Raw genomic sequence first — 239 nt, forward strand, 5'->3', positions numbered from 1 at the left:
CTGGGCGCCGGAAATGGTGTCGCTGATGAAACGCAACAACTGCGGCAAGGCCATCGATATCGCCCGCCAGGCCCGTGACATGCACGGTGGCAACGGTATCAGCGACGAGTACCATGTGATCCGCCATGTGATGAACCTGGAGGCGGTAAACACCTACGAGGGCACCCATGATGTTCACGCCCTGATTCTGGGCCGGTCCCAGACCGGGATTCCGGCTTTCGGTTGAGGCCGGTTCGCTA

The 239-nt window shown here is 60.7% G+C and carries 1 protein-coding gene; it reads left to right on the top strand.

The genetic code is table 11. The annotated features are described in order from the left end of the window. Nucleotides 1–226: acyl-CoA dehydrogenase family protein (locus B3Q33_RS11545; protein WP_286827547.1), on the top strand; the 226-nt coding region annotated here is incomplete at its 5' end. Nucleotides 227–239 lie beyond the last annotated feature (13 nt).

The sequence above is a fragment of the Alcanivorax sp. UBA3183 genome (assembly GCF_002364155.1).
Taxonomy (GTDB): Bacteria; Pseudomonadota; Gammaproteobacteria; order Pseudomonadales; family Alcanivoracaceae; genus Alcanivorax; species Alcanivorax jadensis.